Source organism: Streptomyces sp. NPDC003032 (assembly GCF_053591415.1).
This window is the reverse complement of the sequence record NZ_JBSFTT010000008.1, coordinates 93,292-108,684: the sequence shown is the minus strand read 5'-3', so window position 1 is coordinate 108,684 and position 15,393 is coordinate 93,292. Positions and strand designations below refer to the sequence as shown.

The following is a 15,393-nucleotide window of genomic DNA, read 5'->3' as shown; positions in this document are numbered from 1 at the left end:
CCCGCTCAGCGCGCCGAGAAGCTGTGCACGGTGCTTGACCGGTACGTCTCGCCGGGGCGCAGCACCGTCGAGGGGAACGACGGCTGGTTCGGGGAGTCGGGGAAGTGCTGGGTCTCCAGACAGAGGCCGTCGCCCTGGCGGTAGGTGCGGCCGGAGGGGCCGGTCAGGGTGCCGTCCAGGAAGTTCCCGGAGTAGAACTGCACACCCGGCTCGGTCGTCGCGATCTTCATCGTGCGGCCCGACTCCGGGTCCCGCAGCGTCGCGAAGTGCTCGGCACGGTCCGTTATGCCCTTGTCGAGCACCCAGTTGTGGTCGTACCCCTTGGCGGTCACCAGCTGGGGGTGCGCGGCGCGGATGTCCTCGCCGACCGTCTTCGTCCGCCGGAAGTCGAAGGGCGTACCGGCCACCCTCGCCAGCTCGCCCGTGGGGATCAGACCGGCGTCGGTCGGGGTGAACCGGCCGGCGGCCAGGGTCAGTTCGTGGTCGTAGACGCCGCCGCTGCCCTCGCCCGCCAGGTTGTAGTACGTGTGGTTGGTGAGGTTCACGACGGTCGCCTTGTCCGTCCGCGCCGCGTAGTCGATCCGCCAGTCGCCGCGCGCGGTCAGCGTGTACGTCACCTTCACGCGCAGCGTCCCCGGATAGCCCATCTCGCCGTCGGCGCTCACATACCGCAGCACCAGTCCGATCCCGGTCGAGTCGGTGAACGGCTCCACGTCCCACACCCGCGTGTTGAAGCCCTTGGCGCCGCCGTGCAGGCTGTTCTCCCCGTCGTTGACGGACAGCTGGTGCGCCGTGCCGTCCAGGGTGAAGCGGCCGCGGGCGATCCGGTTGCCGTAGCGGCCGATCAGCGCGCCGAAGAACGTGGTGCCCGCGGCGTACGCCTCGATCGAGTCGTAGCCGAGCGAGACATTGCGGTACGTGCCGTGCCGGTCGGGCAGTTCCAGGGACTGCACGATGCCGCCGTAGGAGAGGACCTTCAGCCGCGTGCCGCCGTTCGCCAGCGACCAGCGGTGGACCTTCGTGCCGTCGGCGAGCTTGCCGAACAGTTCCTTCGTGGGCTTGGCCAACAAGCGTGCGGGCTGTGCGGGCCGCACTGGCTTTCCGCCTTCCGATGCGTACGAGGTGCCGGCGACGGCGGCGGTGAGACCGGCCGCGGCCGCGGTGGCCAGGACAGTGCGTCTGCTCGTTTCCATGTGCGGCTCCAGAGGCGAGAGGTGAGAGGTGAGAGGTGAGAACAGGGGAGGGTTATCGGCCGGCCTTGCGCTTGTTCCATACGTCGAAGCCGACCGCCGCCAGCAGCACCAGACCCTTGATGACCTGCTGGTAATCCGTGCCGATGCCGACCAGCGACATACCGTTGTTGAGGACACCGAGCACCAGGCCGCCGATCACCGCGCCCATCACCGTGCCGACACCGCCGCTCATCGACGCGCCGCCGATGAACGAGGCCGCGATCGCCTCCAGCTCGAAGTTGAGACCGGCCTGCGGAGTGCCCGCGTTCAGCCGGGCCGCGTACACGCAGCCCGCGAGCGCCGCGAGGACACCCATGTTGACGAAGACCAGGAACGTGACGCGCTTGTCCTTGACGCCGGAGAGCATCGCGGCGGCCTTGTTGCCGCCGAGCGCGTACACATGACGGCCCACGACGGCGTTGCGCATCACGTATCCGAGGCCGATGAGCAGCCCGCACATGATCAGCATGACGACCGGCACACCGTGGAAGCTGGCCAGCGTCAGCGTGAACGCCACCACCGCCGCCGTCATCGCCACACACTTGGCCACCCACAGGCCGGTCGGCAGGACCTCCAGCTCGAACGCCACCTGCCGCTTGCGGTCCCGCCACTCACGGATCAGCAGGAAGGCGACCGTGGCCAGACCGATGAGCAGCGTGGGGTTGTGGTACTGCGTGTACGGGCCCATCTCCGGGATGAAACCCTTGGCGATGTTCTGGAAACCGTCGGGGAAGGGCGCCAGCGACTGGCCTTCCAGGACGATCTGCGTGAGGCCGCGGAAGAGCAGCATGCCGGCCAGCGTCACGATGAACGAGGGGATACCGACGTACGCGATGAAGAAGCCCTGCCAGGCACCCGCGACCGCGCCGATCAGCAGCGACAGGACCAGGGCGAGCACCCACGGCATGTCGTGTCTGACCATCATCACCGCCGACATGGCGCCGACGAAGGCCACCAGGGAGCCGACGGACAGATCGATGTGGCCCGCGATGATGACGATCATCATGCCGATGGCCAGGATGAGGATGTAGCCGTTCTGCTGGATCAGGTTGGAGACGTTGTTCGGCAGCAGCAGCGTGCCGTCGGTCCAGATCTGGAAGAGGACGACGATGAACGCGAGCGCGATCAGCATGCCGTACTGGCGCATGTTGGAGCGCATGCTGTCGATCAGCAGCGCACCGGCCGACCGCACGGCGGGCGGCGGCGCGGAGGACGAGTCCCGCGGGGGAGTGGTCGTGGTGGTCATGGCGGCCCTCAGCTCTTGCTTCTGGTCTTGGTCATATGGCGCATCAGCACTTCCTGGGTGGCCTGTGCGCGCGTGACCTCACCGGTCAGGCGGCCCTCGGCCATCGTGTAGATCCGGTCGCACATCCCGAGCAGCTCCGGCAGCTCCGAGGAGATGAACAGGACCGCCTTGCCCTGCGCCGCGAGCTTGTCGATCACGGTGTAGATCTCGTACTTGGCGCCCACGTCGATGCCGCGCGTCGGCTCGTCGAGGATCAGCACCTCGGGGTCGGCGTGGATCCACTTGCTCAGGACGACCTTCTGCTGGTTGCCGCCCGAGAGCCGGCCCACCTGCTCGAACACCGTGGGCGTCTTGATGTTCATCGACTTGCGGTACCGCTCGGAGACCTGGCGCTCGTGGTGCTCGTCGACGACACCGCGCCGCCGCATGCCCGGCAGCGACGCAAGCGAGATGTTGCGGTTGATGTTGTCGATGAGGTTCAGGCCGTAGCGCTTGCGGTCCTCGGTGACGTACGCGATTCCGGCGTCGACCGCCGCCGGAACCGTCTTGGTGACCACCGGACGGCCGTTCACCGCCACCGTCCCCGCGACGTACTGCCCGTACGAACGCCCGAACACGGACATCGCCAGCTCGGTGCGGCCCGCGCCCATCAGCCCCGCGATGCCGACGATCTCACCGCGCCGCACCGTCAACGACACGTCGTCGACGACTGTCCGCTGATGGTCGACCGGATGCCGCACCGTCCAGCCCGCCACGGCCAGCGCCAACTCTCCCGCGTCCGCGCCCTCGTACGGCGTGCGGTCCGGGAAGCGGTGGTCGAGGTCGCGGCCGACCATGCCCCGGATGATCCGGTCCTCCGACAGCTCCGCGTCGTGCGCGGGGCTCTCGCGCACCGCCAGCGACTCGATGGTCCGCCCGTCGCGCAGGATCGTCACGGCGTCGGTGATCTGCCGGATCTCGTTGAGCTTGTGCGAGATGATGATGCTCGCGATGCCCTGCTCCCGCAGCTCCACGATCAGGTCGAGCAGCTTCGCGCTGTCGTCGTCGTTGAGCGCGGCCGTCGGCTCGTCGAGGATCAGCAGCTTCACCTCCTTCGACAGCGCCTTCGCGATCTCCACCAGCTGCTGCTTGCCGACACCGATGTCCGACACCGGCGTCTGCGGCTTCTCCCGCAGTCCCACCCTCTTGAGCAGAGCGCTCGCCCTGCGCAGGGTGTCGTTCCAGTCGATGAAGCCGCGCTTCGCCTGCTCGTTGCCGAGGAAGATGTTCTCGGCGATCGACAAGTACGGGACCAGCGCCAGCTCCTGATGGATGATCACGATGCCGTGGCGCTCGCTGGCCCGGATGTCCTTGAACGCCATCGACTCGCCCTCGAAGAGGATCTCGCCGTCGTAACTGCCGTGCGGGTACACGCCGCTGAGCACCTTCATCAGTGTCGACTTGCCCGCGCCGTTCTCGCCGCAGATCGCGTGGATCTCCCCCGGCCGCACGGTCAGATCCACACCGGAGAGCGCCTTGACGCCGGGGAACGTCTTCGTGATCCCGCGCATCTCCAGAATGGGCGCGCTCACTTGAGCTGCCCCGCTGTGAAGTACCCCTCGTCGACAAGGAGCCTGGTATTGGACTTGTCGACACTCACCGGCTTCAGAAGGAAGGACGGCACGGTCTTCTCACCGTTGTTGTAATCCGTGGTGTTGTTGACCTGGACCTTCTTGCCCGTCAGGACCGCGTCGCCCATCTTCACCGTCTGCGCGGCCAGCTTCCGCGTGTCCTTGAAGACCGTCTGCGTCTGCTCACCCCGGATGATCGACTTCACCGACGCCAGTTCGGCGTCCTGCCCCGTGATGACCGGCAGCGGCTCGCTCTTCGTCCCGTAACCCGCGCTCTTCAGCGCGGAGATGATGCCGATGGAAATCCCGTCGTACGGGGAGAGCACCGCGTCGACACGCTTGTCGCCGTAACTCTTGCTGATCAGGTCGTCCATGCGCTTCTGCGCCGTGCCGCCGTCCCACTTCAGCGTCGTCGCCTGGTTCAGCCTCGTCTGCTTGCTGCGCACCACCAGCTGACCGCTGTCGAAGTACGGCTTCAGCACCTTCATGGCGCCGTTCCAGAAATACTTCGTGTTGTTGTCGTCCGGGTCACCGGCGAACAACTCGATGGACCGCGCCTCGCCGGCGTTCTTGTCGGGCTTGCCGAGCTTCAACTTGTCGATCACGTACTGGCCCTGGAGACGCCCCACGCGTTCATTGTCGAACGACGCGTAGTAGTTCACGTTCTTCGTGCCGAGGATGAGACGGTCGTACGAGATCACGGGAATGCCCGCGTCATGCGCCCGCTTCAGCACATCCGTGAGCGCGGAGCCGTTGATCGCGGCCACCACGAGCAGCCGGTGCCCCTTCGTGATCATGTTCTCGATCTGGGCGACCTGGTTCTCCACCTTGTCGTCGCCGTACTGCAGGTCGGTCCGGTATCCGGCCTTCTTGAACTGCGTCGCCATGTTCTTGCCGTCGGCTATCCACCGCTCGGACGACTTGGTCGGCATGGCGAGCCCGATCGTGCCGCCCTTGCCGGAATCCGGTTTGTAGCGGCTGCCGCCCTTGGCCTCCTGACCGCAGGCGGACAGCGAGACGGCGAGCAGCGCGGCGGTGACGGCGATGCCGAGAGTGCGGGTGCGCATGGGTCAGTCCCCTTCCGGGACGGCGAAGCGGCGCAGCTCGCCCGGCAGCCGCGAACCGAGCGGCGACATGCCGCCGTCCGCGCCGTGCCGGGCCAGCAGATCCAGGGCGAGGCGGCCACGCCTGACCCGTTCCCGGGCCGTGGCGAGGGCATGGTCGCGCACGTGGGCGCCGTAGGGGTAGATGCCGGTGGCCTTGGAAAGGCCGAACTTCACATACAGCGGGGCGCCGCGCCGGATCAGCTCGGCGACCTCGTACATGCGGATGTAGCCGCCGAGGTCGTCGGGTGCCTCGACGTACATGTCCATGGGCGCCCGGCTGACCCGGCGGATCTCCGTGAGGTGGGCGGTGGTCAGATCGGACGGCACATTGAGGGAGTCGGCGCCGAGACGCTCGTACACCGCGTACGAGGCCGGGTTGACCGGCCCTGTCAGGGCGGACAGCTTGAAGGTGGTGTCGGCGGGGAGCACCCCGGTGGCGCGGAGCCTGTGCAGGGTCCACAGCACGCCCTCGTCGGCGACGAGCAGGCACCTCACGCCGAGTTCCGTGGCGCGTACGGCGTCCTCCACGCAGCCCGCGAGCGCGTCGTGGCCACGGGCGCGCAGACCGGCGCCGCCGGAGTCGGTGCGGGTGGAGCCGCCGATGTCCCAGGTGCCGCGCGGCCCGGTGAACAGGCAGAGCTCGATGTCGCGCTCGGCGCACGAGTCCACCATCTCGGTGATCTCGTCGTCACCGAGCATCCACACGCCGCTGCCCTGACTGATGCGGTGGACGGGCACGTCCAGGCGGGCGCTCTCCTTCAGGACCACGGCGAGGGCCTCGGGCCCCTCGACGGAGGGGATCTCGGTGCGCCAGGTGCCGCCGTCGGGGAACGTGTGCGGGGAGGCGTCGGCCGGATCGATGGCGGGCAGGGGATGCCCGATACGGGCGAGGGCGTCGGCGCCGGGGCGCCGGGGGGCTGACGGGGCGGTCACGGTACTCCAATGTTCGATATGCCGGACGGAGTTCGGCAATTGAGGCATGAGGCATGAGGCACGAGGGACGAGGCATATGAGGGAAAGTGCCCCATAAGGGGCAGGCTCTCAAGGCCGCAGAAGCACCTTCCCCGTCTTCGGGTCACCCCCGCCGACCAAGGCGACCGCCTCCCCGAAGCACTCCAGCGAGAACTCATGAGTGATCAGCGGCGCCGGATCAAGAAGCCCGAGCCCGAACGCCCGCACCGCGTCCGACCAGGCCGAGGACGGTGCCCCGAAGACGGAGCGCACCTCCAGCTGACTGAGGGACAGATGTACCGGATCGATGCCTACGGCCCCCGCCGTGAACATGCCGGTGAGCACGGCCCGCCCGCCCCTGCGGGCCAGCAGACAGGACGAGGCGGCGGTGGTCGCCGCGCCCGCCGTCTCCACGACCAGGTCGAAGGAACCGTTGACGGACTCCGCGTCGGCCGGGGAGAGGGCCGCGGTCGCCCCGAAGCCCAGCGCCAGCTGCCCGCGCGCCGCGCGGGGGTCGACGACGGCCAGCTCCGCGGGGTTCGACGCGGCGAGCAACTGGACCGCGAGCAGCCCGAGGGTGCCCGCGCCGACCACCGCGACCCGTTCGCCGGGCCGGGGGCGGCCGGTCCGTACCGCCGCCGCGATCACCGCGGACGGCTCAAGCAGCGCGGCGGCCCGCAGATCCGCGTCGTCCGCCAAGAGGTGCAACAGGCGGGCGGGCACCGTCAGATGGTCGGCGAAGGCCCCCGGCTCGGTGAACCCGGTCTCGGCGTAGCCGCCGGTGCACAGGCTGGTCTCCCCGCACCGGCACCGCTCGCAGACACCGCACGCCCGGAACCCCTCGGCGACGGTCCCGCGGCCGACGAGCGCGGGGTCGACGCCCTCGCCGACCGCCGCCACGGTCCCGGACCACTCGTGGCCCGGCGTCACCGGGTAGCGGACGTAGGCGGCGTCGCGATGACCGTCGTACACCTCACGGTCGCTCATGCAGATCCCCGCGGCGGCCACCTGGACGAGGACCTCGCCGGGCCCCGGCACCGGGATGTCGCCGGTGACCAGCCGGTGCTCGCCCGGCCGGTCGACGACGATCGCGCGGCTGCTCAACTCTCGGCCCCGCCCGGCGAGCGCTTCTCCCAGCCCTCGGCCCACAGGTCGAACCGGGCCTGCTGCTGGGGGAACTCGGCGGCGGCGTCGGTGTCGAGCTCCACGCCGAGGCCCGGCTCGTGCGACAGCTCGAAGCAGCCCGTCTCCGCGTCGACCTGCGGCGCGCCCTTGATGACCTTCTTGATGTCCGCGTCCGCGAAGTCGTTGAAGTGCTCCAGGATCTTGAAGTTGGGGGCGGTGAACCCGACCTGGAGCGAGGCGGCGGTCAGCACCGGGCCGCCCACGTTGTGCGGGGCGACCAGCATGTAGTGCGTCTCGGCGGTGGCGGCGAGCTTGCGGGTCTCCCAGATGCCGCCGATGTGGCCGACGTCCGGCTGGATGATGTCCACGGCCTGGCTCTCGAACAGCTCCCGGAACTCGATCCGGTCGTGGATGCGCTCACCGGTCGCCACCGGCATGTCGACCTTCGCGGCGACCTTCTCCAGGGCCTTGAGGTTCTCCGGCGGGACCGGCTCCTCCAGCCAGGCCGGGCGGAACGGCGCGAGGTCGCGGGCGAGGCGGATCGCCGTGGCGGGCGAGAACCGGCCGTGCATCTCCAGCATCAGCTCGGCGTCGGGCCCGATGGCGTCCCGTACGGCCTCGATCAACGACACGGCGTACAGGCTCTGCTCGTGGTCGAGTTCGTAGTGACCGGTCCCGAACGGGTCGATCTTCAGGGCACGGTAGCCGCGCTCCATGACGCCCTGGGCCGCCTTGTGGTACGCCTCCGGGGTGCGCTCGGTGGTGTACCAGCCGTTCGCGTACGCCTTGACGCGGTCGGTGACCTTGCCGCCAAGCAGCTGCCAGACGGGGACGCCGAGGGCCTTGCCCTTGATGTCCCAGCAGGCCATCTCGATGACCGCGATGCCCGACATGACGATCTCGCCGGCGCGGCCGTAGTCGCCGTACTTCATCCTGCGGACGAGGTCCTCGACCGCGAACGGATCGGACCCCGCGATGTGGTTGGCCTCCGCCTCGCGGAGATAGCCGATGAGCGCGTCGGTGTGCCCGAGCATGCGCGTCTCACCGATGCCGGTCAGGCCCTCGTCGGTGTGCACCTGGACGTAGGTGAGGTTACGCCAGGGCGTTCCGACCACATGCGTACTGATTCCCGTGATGCGCAAGGCAGTTGTCCCTTGACTTGTTCGGTATTTCGTCACACGTTCGAAATGCTGGCGTGACGTTATTCACCCTGGCCGGAAGGTGTCAATGGTTCGCGCGAAACGGTCTTGAGCCGCCGTGCCATTGCGTCGCGAACGGCGCCATGCCTAACCTGTGTTCGTCATATCGATCAGCGGCCGAGGTTTCGGACGCACAGGGTGGGAGGCCTCATGGGACGACTGGTTCCCGCGGTGACCAGGTCGCTGGACATACTCGAACTCTTCCTGGAAGGGGACGGGACGTTCTCCGCGCCCGAGGTGACGCGCAGGCTCCAGCTGCCGCGCACCACCGTGCACGAGCTGCTCACCACCCTGGCGGCCCGTTCGTACCTCGTACAGATCCCCGACCAGCCGGGCCGCTACCGCCTCGGCGTGCGCACCTACCAGCTCGGCAGCCGTTACGCCGAGCAGCTGGACCTCGCGGCCGAAGGGCAGCAGGTGGCGCGCGAGGTCGCCGAGACCTGCGACGAGACCGTCCACGTCGCCATCCTTGAGGACACCGACGTCATCTACATCGCCAAGGTGGACTCCACGCACGCCGTGCGCATGGTCTCCGCGGCGGGCCGCCGGCTCCCGGCGCACTGCACGTCGGTCGGCAAGATGCTGCTCGCCTCGCTGCCGCAGCCGGAACTCGAAGCCCGCCTGGACGGCCGCGAGTTCGCCGCGATGACGCCCGACAGCATCACCGACCCGGACGAGCTGCTCACCGCGCTCACCGCGGTCCGCGAGCGGGGCGTCGCGGTCGAGCACCGGGAGTCCAACCCGGACGTCAGCTGCGTGGCCGCGCCGGTGCGGGACAGCGCGGGCCGCGTCGTCGCGGCGCTCTCCATCTCCGTACCGATGATCCGCTGGAGCGAGGAGCGCGAGAGCGAGCTGGCCGAACTGGCGGCCAAGGGCGCCGGCGACCTGTCGGTCCGCCTCGGCCACCGAGGCGGCGCGCGATGAGAGCCGCGTACGAGGTGGCGGTGCGCGAGCAGGCGCTGCTCGGCGAGGGCCCGACCTGGGACGCGGCGACCGAGCGCCTCATCTGGGTCGACATCCTCGCCTCGCGCGTCCATACGTACGCACCCGGCGACGGCCGCCGCACGGTCATGGCCACCGAACAGCACGTCGGCGCGGCGAAGCCCCGCGCGGGCGGCGGCCTGGTCGTCAACCTGCGCGACGGCATCGGCCTGTACGGCCCAGGCGGTACGCCCTTCTCGTGGCTGGTGCGCGACCCCGTGCCGGGTCGGCGCGGCAACGACGCGGCCGTCGCGCCCGACGGCGCCCTCTGGGCGGGCACCATGCGCTACGACGAGGCACCGGGCGGCGGCGGCCTCACCCGCGTCGCCGCCGACGGCACCGTCACCGGACAGTCCGGACCGCTCGGCGACGTGGCCGTCAGCAACGGCACGGGCTGGAGCCCCGACGGTCGGCTCATGTACTACGTGGACAGCCCCACGCGCCGCGTCGACGTCCTCGACTTCGACGGACGCCGCGCACACGGCCGGCGCCCGTTCGCGGTGGTCGAGGACGGCGCGGGCGACCCCGACGGGCTCACCGTCGACGCGGACGGCTGCGTCTGGGTCGCCCTCTGGAACGGCGGAGCCGTCCGCCGGTACACCCCCGACGGACGGCTCGACCTGACCGTCGACCTCCCGGTATCCCGCCCCACCGCCTGCGCCTTCGGCGGCCCCGGTCTGCGCGACCTCTACATCACCACGGCCGCCGTCGGCCAGGAGCGCCCGCATCCGCTGGCGGGGTCGGTGCTCGTGCTGCCGGACGCGGGCCGGGGGCTGCCGGGCACGCCCTTCGCGGGCTGAGCCGCACGGAGACGGCGACGGTCAGCAGCGGCGATGGTCAGCGCTTCAGCTCCCGCAGGTACTTCCCGAACTTCTCAAGGCCGTCGATGTTGCGCGGCCCGCTGATGCCCTCGTTGTAGTCGAGGACGAAGAAGTTGTTCTTCTTCACCGCGGGCAGCTCCTTGGTGTGCGGGGACTTCTTCAGGAACTCGATCTTCTTCTTCGCGGGCTGGTCGCCGTAGTCGAAGATGATGACGACCTCGGGCTCGGCCTGGGTGACGGCCTCCCAGTTGACCTGGGTCCAGCGCTCGTCGAGGCCGTCGAAGACGTTCCTGCCGCCCGCGGTCTTGATGATGTCGTTCGGGGGGACCTGGCTGCCCGCCGTGAAGGGCTGGTCGGTCCCGGAGTCGTAGAGGAAGACCGGCACGGGATCACCCTTGGGCGCCTTCTCCTTCACCGCCGCCACCCGCTTCTTCAGGTCCCCGACGACTTTGTCGGCCTTCTTCTCGACGCGGAAGATCTTCCCGAGCCGCTCCAGATCGCTGTAGAGCGCGTTGAACGGCGACACCTTCTGCGGGAAACCCGGGTAGTTGAAGCAGCTCTCCGTGTGCATGAAGCTCTGGACGCCGAGCTTGTCGAGGATCTTCGGGGTGATGCCGCGCTGGTCGCTGAAGCCGGAGTTCCAGCCCGCGACGACGAAGTCGGACTTGGCCTGGACGACGATCTCCTTGTTGAGCAGGTCGTCGCTGAGCATCTTCACCTTGGCGTACTCCGACGCCCAGGGGGACTCGCTCACCGGCGGGTTGGCGGGCGGCATCACGTACCCGTGGACGTGCTCGGTCAGACCGAGGCTGAACAGCTTGTCGGCGCTGCCGCCCTCGTAGGCGACGGCGCGCTGGGGCACCTTGTAGGGGACGGACTCGCCGCATCTCTTGACGGTGACCTTCTCGGACGCCTTCGCGTCGCCGTCCGATTCGACCTCGGCTCCGCAGCCGCTCAGCAGCAGCGTGGCCGCGAGCGCGGACCCCAGGGCGATGGACCGGGTGTGGGACATGGGGATGTGGTGCCTTTCAGAGGTGTTACGGCAAGGGTCGGTGTTACGGCAAGGGTCGGTGTTCCGGCAGGATCAGAGGGAGGGGCGCAGCGCGTAGAGCAGCTGGGGGTCGCCGGTGAGCGGATGCGGGACGACGGTCGCCTTCACACCGAACACATCGGCCACGAGCCCTTCGGTGAGTACGTCCTCGGGGGTCCCCGAAGCCACCAGGCGCCCCTGGGAGAGCACACCGATCCGGTCGCAGGCGGCGGCCGCGAGGTTCAGGTCGTGCAGCACGACCAGGACCGTGAGCCCGGCGCCCCGCAGATGGGAGAGCATCTCGATCTGGTGGCGTACGTCGAGGTGGTTGGTCGGCTCGTCGAGCACCAGGATCTTCGGTTCCTGGACGAGAGCGCGGGCGAGCAGGACGCGCTGGCGCTCCCCGCCGGACAGGGTGAGGACGCCCCGCCGGGCCAGGTGACGGATGTCGAGCCGCTCCATGGCCCACTCGCACAACTCCCGTTCGCGTCCGCTGAGCGCCTGGTTGCCCCGCTGGTGGGGTGCCCGGCCGAGCGCGACGACCTCCTCGACGGTGAAGTCGAGGTCGACGGCGCCGTCCTGCGTCATGGCGGCGACGAGCTGCGCGCTACGGCGCATCGGCAGGCGTGAGATGTCGTCGCCGCCGACCCGGACGGTGCCGGCGGCCGGGCGCAGCGCGCGGTAGACACAGCGCAGCGCGGTCGACTTGCCGCTGCCGTTCGGGCCGACGAGGCCGACGACCTCGCCGCTGCCCACGTCGAGCGACAGCTCCCGTACGAGGCTCTTGCCGTCGATGTCGACGCCGAGCCCCTCGATTCGCAAGTCCATCTCAACGGCCCCCGAACACATAGCCCTTGCGGCGCATCAGCGCGATGAACACCGGCACCCCGACGAGCGCGGTGATGACACCCAGCGGCAGTTCGCGCGGCGCGACCACCGTGCGGGACAGCAGATCGACCCAGACCATGAAGACCGCGCCGACGAGCGGGGCGACGGCGAGGACCCGGGCGTGCCCGGCGCCGACCACCATGCGCACCAGGTGCGGCATGACGAGCCCCACGAAGCTGATGGCGCCGCTCACGGCGACCATCACGCCGGTGATCAGCGAGACGAGCACGAGCAGGGACCTGCGGTGCCGGTCGGGGCTGTATCCGAGGCTCGCCGCGGTCTCGTCGCCGAGCGCGAGGACGTCCAGGGCCCGGCCGTGGCGGTGGAGCACGGCCAGGCCGAGCAGGACGACCGCGGCGACGACGGGCAGCGACCCCCAACTGGCCGCGCCGAAGCTGCCCATGGTCCAGTACAGGACCATGCTGGTCGCCTCGCTGTCCGGCGCGAAGTAGATGATCACGCTCATGACGGCCTGGAAGCCCAGCGACATGGCGACGCCCGTCAGGACGAGCCGCAGCGGTGAGAGCACACCCCGGCTCGACGAGGCGACGTACACGAGGAACGAGGCGACGAGCGCGCCGATGAACGCCCCCGCCGACACGGCGTAGACGCCGAGCGCGGCGAGCCCGCCGGTGACCGTCACGCCGACCGCGCCCACCGACGCCCCCGAGGAGACACCGAGGACGAACGGGTCGGCGAGCGCGTTGCGCACCATCGCCTGGATGGCGACGCCGACCGCGCTCAGCCCGGCCCCCACCATCGCGGCGAGCAGCACGCGCGGCGTCCGGATCTGCCAGATGATCTGGTACGTCGTCGTCTCGTCGGCGCCGATCCGCCCACCGCTGAGCGCCGCCCACAGATAGCGGGCGGTCTCGGCGGGCGTCACGAAGGCGGCGCCGAGCCCGATGGCGACGACGACGGAGACGACAAGGACGAGGAAGAGCGCGACGCAGGTCACGACGAGGGCCCTGGGCGAGGCGAGCCGCTCCCGCACGGTGGCCCGCGCGGGTGCGGGTGCCGCCTCCACGACGGTGCTCACGGGGTCTCGGCCTCCGTCTCCTCGTCGTCGCCCCGGTGCGCGCGCGGCACCAGGACGGCCGCGCCGAGCGCCGCGACGACCAGGGCGCCGAAGACGACGGCGGTGCCGGGGTAGCCGGCGAGGCCGAGGCCCGCGCCGCCGAGCGCCGCGCCGGCGAACACGCCGAGGCTCTGTCCCGCCGCGTTCAGGCTCAGCGCCGAGCCGCGCAGCGTCGTGCCGCAGCGCCGCACGATGAGGCTGACCACGCACGCGGCGACGATCGCGTGGCTCGCCGCGTGCAGCGCGGTCATGGCGAGGGCGAGCGGCAGCCAGTGCGTGAAGTAGAAGCCCACGACGGAGACGAGGGCGGCGACCAGGCCGAATACGAGCATCCGCTCCGTGGTGACGCGCGGCGCGGCGGAGTTGGTGACGCGGCCGGTGAGCAGATTGCTGACGAAGAACGCCGCGCCGCTCAGCGTCCACACGAACGCGAAGAGCCCGGCGTCGAGATCGAACCGCTCCTCATAAAAGGCCGCGAGATACGACAGATAGCCCATGAACACGGCGGTGCGCAGGAACCCGATGAGCAGCAGCGGCACCACGCCGCGCACCGCCGCCAGGGCCTTGAACGAGGCGAGGTAGCCGAGGCGCCGCTCGGGCGGAGTGCCGACCGGGGACGCCTCCCGCTGCTTCCTGCGCCGGGCCACGAAGACCACCGCGAGCAGCAGCGACACCACCGTCACGCCGAACAGGTCGCCCTGCCAGCCCCAGAACAGCGCGGGCAGCGCGATGACGGGCGCCGCGAGCATGGCGGTCATCGACTGGGTGGCGGTGACCAGGGTCGCCGCGCGGCCCGCGGCCTTGCCGGTGCCGAAGCGGTCGGCGGCGGCGGCCGTCAGCGCCGGGTTGAGGACGGCCGTACTGGCGCCGATGAGCAGGCAGAACACGGCGAGCAGCACGAAGTCGCCGCTGGCGCCGAGCGCCGCCGAGAGGCCGAGCGCGGCGAGCGCGCCCGCCACCGCCCACTCCCTGGGCACCCGGTCGATCAGCGGGGCGAGCGCGGTGCCCACGAGGAGGGCGGCGAGACCGCCGAGTCCGCGCAGACCGCCCATCGCGGCGACGCCGCTGCCCGCCTCGTCGGCGATCGGTACGAGGTAGGTGCTGAAGACGGTGAACGGGAGCAGGCCGACCGCGGAGGCGAGCAGGACCGGCCACAGGGTGCGGGCCATGCGCAGATCGCCCGGTACCGGCTCCTCGACCTTGTCCGCCGCGGGGCCCTTGACGGCGTCGACGCTCACGCGGCCGCTCCGTTCGGGAGGGCGGCGCGGTAGCGGTACATCGGCGTGGCGTCGGCGCTGAACTGGGAGAACGTGAACGGCTCCGCGTTCAGTCCGGTGACCCCCGCGCCGAGGAAGGCACGGGCGACGGCGCTGCCGCTCTGGGCGTACACGGTCAGCGGCACCTGGTGTTCGACGCAGTGCTGGAGGATCAGGTCGAAGGTGCCGTTGCTGAGCGTCATGCCGGTGGCGACCACCGCGTCCGCCTGCGCGAGCACCTCGGTCATGTCGTCGCTGACCGGCTCGCCCCACGCGGTCGTACGCAGATTCAGATCGCAGGGCAGACAGACGCCGCCCCGCTCCCGTATCGCGGCGACGAGGGGGTTGACCACGCCGATCAGGGCGACCTTGGCGCCGGGCGCGATGTCGAGGAGCCCCGCCACGGCGGCGTCGCGGGCCTCGGCGCGGACCTCCGGAGTGCCGGTGGGCAGCATGACGCGCTCGGCGTCGTCGGCGTCGCGGTGCGGGCGCACCCGCGCCAGATAGGCGTCGAGGGCGGCGGTCCGCACCGGCGCGGACTCGTTGCGCAGGAGCTTGTCCAGGGAGTGGCCGGAGGCGTTCTCACAGAACTCCGGGGCGAGTTCGCCCGCTTCGAAGGAGCAGGCGCCGAAGGAGTCGCCGACGCGCAGCAGCAGGTAGTGGTTGTGGTACGTGACGTCGCCGCCGGCCAGCCGAGTGGTGTTGTACAGCCAGAACGCGCTGGTGACGGTGAGCTCGGCCGGGTCGGGCCCGTGGGCGCCCGCGAGGACGGCTTCGGTGAGCTCGGCGACGGTGTGGGGTGTGGGGTGCGGCATGTGTGTTTCTCTCTGGGATCGCCGGGCGGTTCAGGGGTGATTCAGGAAGTGGTGC

The 15,393-nt window shown here is 70.2% G+C and carries 14 protein-coding genes; 2 read left to right on the top strand and 12 right to left on the bottom strand.

The features are described 5' to 3' along the window. Positions 1-5: 5 nt before the first annotated feature. From ACWDZ7_RS13805 to ACWDZ7_RS13775, 7 genes are read right to left on the bottom strand one after another with little or no spacing between them, the layout of a single operon-like run. Positions 6-1,193, bottom strand: a complete 1,188-nt coding sequence (locus tag ACWDZ7_RS13805) for an aldose epimerase family protein (protein ID WP_451796887.1) — start codon at positions 1,191-1,193, stop codon at positions 6-8. 52 nt (positions 1,194-1,245) lie between these two features. Further along, entirely contained in the window at positions 1,246-2,478 is a 1,233-nt protein-coding gene (gene mmsB / locus ACWDZ7_RS13800; RefSeq protein ID WP_451796886.1) for a multiple monosaccharide ABC transporter permease, read from the bottom strand. Between the two features lie 8 nt (positions 2,479-2,486). Next, positions 2,487-4,028 carry a multiple monosaccharide ABC transporter ATP-binding protein gene (mmsA, locus tag ACWDZ7_RS13795; RefSeq protein WP_451797088.1) on the bottom strand — a complete coding sequence of 514 codons (1,542 nt, stop codon included), beginning with the start codon at positions 4,026-4,028 and terminating at the stop codon, positions 2,487-2,489. Positions 4,029-4,045: 17 nt separating this feature from the next. Then, positions 4,046-5,155: a multiple monosaccharide ABC transporter substrate-binding protein gene (chvE, locus tag ACWDZ7_RS13790; RefSeq protein ID WP_451796885.1), complete on the bottom strand. Its 1,110-nt coding sequence runs from the start codon at positions 5,153-5,155 to the stop codon at positions 4,046-4,048. 3 nt (positions 5,156-5,158) lie between these two features. Beyond that, positions 5,159-6,175, bottom strand: coding sequence for a hypothetical protein (locus ACWDZ7_RS13785; protein WP_451796884.1), 1,017 nt, complete (start codon positions 6,173-6,175; stop codon positions 5,159-5,161). A gap of 60 nt (positions 6,176-6,235) precedes the next feature. Beyond that, the gene (locus ACWDZ7_RS13780; RefSeq protein WP_451796883.1) at positions 6,236-7,249 is read right to left on the bottom strand and encodes a zinc-dependent alcohol dehydrogenase; all 1,014 of its coding nucleotides are present in this window, start codon (positions 7,247-7,249) and stop codon (positions 6,236-6,238) included. Next, positions 7,246-8,412 (bottom strand): mandelate racemase/muconate lactonizing enzyme family protein, encoded by a 1,167-nt coding sequence (locus ACWDZ7_RS13775; protein ID WP_451796882.1) that lies wholly within the window; start codon positions 8,410-8,412, stop codon positions 7,246-7,248. The genes ACWDZ7_RS13780 and ACWDZ7_RS13775 overlap by 4 nt, the downstream gene beginning before the upstream one ends. 207 nt (positions 8,413-8,619) lie before the next feature. Between ACWDZ7_RS13775 and ACWDZ7_RS13770 the strand changes: the two genes are divergently transcribed. Then, positions 8,620-9,393 (top strand): IclR family transcriptional regulator, encoded by a 774-nt coding sequence (locus tag ACWDZ7_RS13770; protein ID WP_451796881.1) that lies wholly within the window; start codon positions 8,620-8,622, stop codon positions 9,391-9,393. Then, positions 9,390-10,250: an SMP-30/gluconolactonase/LRE family protein gene (locus tag ACWDZ7_RS13765; RefSeq protein ID WP_451796880.1), complete on the top strand. Its 861-nt coding sequence runs from the start codon at positions 9,390-9,392 to the stop codon at positions 10,248-10,250. The genes ACWDZ7_RS13770 and ACWDZ7_RS13765 overlap by 4 nt, the downstream gene beginning before the upstream one ends. A 37-nt stretch (positions 10,251-10,287) precedes the next feature. Here ACWDZ7_RS13765 and ACWDZ7_RS13760 read toward each other — a convergent pair whose 3' ends face one another. The 5 genes from ACWDZ7_RS13760 to ACWDZ7_RS13740 all read right to left on the bottom strand — a co-directional run bounded on the left by ACWDZ7_RS13760 (position 10,288) and on the right by ACWDZ7_RS13740 (position 15,338). Further along, the gene (locus ACWDZ7_RS13760) at positions 10,288-11,283 is read right to left on the bottom strand and encodes an ABC transporter substrate-binding protein (protein WP_451796879.1); all 996 of its coding nucleotides are present in this window, start codon (positions 11,281-11,283) and stop codon (positions 10,288-10,290) included. 72 nt (positions 11,284-11,355) lie between these two features. Continuing rightward, positions 11,356-12,129, bottom strand: a complete 774-nt coding sequence (locus ACWDZ7_RS13755; protein WP_451796878.1) for an ABC transporter ATP-binding protein — start codon at positions 12,127-12,129, stop codon at positions 11,356-11,358. Position 12,130: 1 nt separating this feature from the next. Beyond that, a complete protein-coding gene (locus ACWDZ7_RS13750; protein WP_451797087.1) occupies positions 12,131-13,183 on the bottom strand; it encodes a FecCD family ABC transporter permease in 1,053 nt (350 codons plus the stop codon). A 41-nt stretch (positions 13,184-13,224) separates the two neighbouring features. After that, positions 13,225-14,505 carry an MFS transporter gene (locus ACWDZ7_RS13745; protein ID WP_451796877.1) on the bottom strand — a complete coding sequence of 427 codons (1,281 nt, stop codon included), beginning with the start codon at positions 14,503-14,505 and terminating at the stop codon, positions 13,225-13,227. After that, entirely contained in the window at positions 14,502-15,338 is an 837-nt protein-coding gene (locus ACWDZ7_RS13740; RefSeq protein ID WP_451796876.1) for a Rossmann-like domain-containing protein, read from the bottom strand. Before ACWDZ7_RS13740 ends, ACWDZ7_RS13745 begins: the two co-directional genes overlap by 4 nt. Between the last annotated feature and the right edge of the window lie 55 nt (positions 15,339-15,393).

Bases quoted from the DNA above. Each gene is read 5' to 3' on its own strand.
- ACWDZ7_RS13755 (WP_451796878.1), bottom strand. From the start codon at position 12,129: ATGGACTTGCGAATCGAGGGGCTCGGCGTCGACATCGACGGCAAGAGC.
- mmsB (WP_451796886.1), bottom strand. From the start codon at position 2,478: ATGACCACCACGACCACTCCCCCGCGGGACTCGTCCTCCGCGCCGCCG.
- ACWDZ7_RS13765 (WP_451796880.1), top strand. From the start codon at position 9,390: ATGAGAGCCGCGTACGAGGTGGCGGTGCGCGAGCAGGCGCTGCTCGGC.
- ACWDZ7_RS13770 (WP_451796881.1), top strand. From the start codon at position 8,620: ATGGGACGACTGGTTCCCGCGGTGACCAGGTCGCTGGACATACTCGAA.
- mmsA (WP_451797088.1), bottom strand. From the start codon at position 4,028: ATGCGCGGGATCACGAAGACGTTCCCCGGCGTCAAGGCGCTCTCCGGT.
- ACWDZ7_RS13805 (WP_451796887.1), bottom strand. From the start codon at position 1,193: ATGGAAACGAGCAGACGCACTGTCCTGGCCACCGCGGCCGCGGCCGGT.
- ACWDZ7_RS13760 (WP_451796879.1), bottom strand. From the start codon at position 11,283: ATGTCCCACACCCGGTCCATCGCCCTGGGGTCCGCGCTCGCGGCCACG.
- chvE (WP_451796885.1), bottom strand. From the start codon at position 5,155: ATGCGCACCCGCACTCTCGGCATCGCCGTCACCGCCGCGCTGCTCGCC.
- ACWDZ7_RS13740 (WP_451796876.1), bottom strand. From the start codon at position 15,338: ATGCCGCACCCCACACCCCACACCGTCGCCGAGCTCACCGAAGCCGTC.
- ACWDZ7_RS13785 (WP_451796884.1), bottom strand. From the start codon at position 6,175: ATGCCTCAATTGCCGAACTCCGTCCGGCATATCGAACATTGGAGTACC.